The sequence below is a fragment of the Pseudomonas sp. 65/3-MNA-CIBAN-0223 genome (genome assembly GCF_040310425.1).
GTDB lineage: Bacteria > Pseudomonadota > Gammaproteobacteria > Pseudomonadales > Pseudomonadaceae > Aquipseudomonas > Aquipseudomonas gregormendelii.
The window spans coordinates 1-265 of sequence record NZ_JBEOPV010000185.1; the positions used below are offsets into that span (position 1 = coordinate 1).

Annotated in this window: 1 pseudogene; it reads left to right on the top strand. The window is 60.0% G+C overall.

The window, feature by feature from the left end:
• Nucleotides 1-66 precede the first annotated feature (66 nt).
• Nucleotides 67-265: pseudogene (locus tag AAEZ09_RS28480) on the top strand (putrescine ABC transporter permease PotH); the annotation flags it as partial.

The following is a 265-nucleotide window of genomic DNA, read 5'->3' on the forward strand; positions in this document are numbered from 1 at the left end:
GGAAGAGGTGTTCGTCTACTGGTGGGATGACAGCGGCGTGGTGCTGCAGGCATGAGGCGCTCGCCCCTGAATACCGGGCGCCGGCTGGTCATCGGCGTACCCTTCATCTGGCTGATGCTGTTCTTCCTGCTGCCATTCGCCATCGTGCTGAAGATCAGTTTCGCCGAAGCGGATGTGGCGATTCCCCCGTACACCGATATCTTCGCCTATGCCGACCAGCAGCTGCAGGTGCTGATCAACCTGGGCAACTACATCTTCCTCAGCG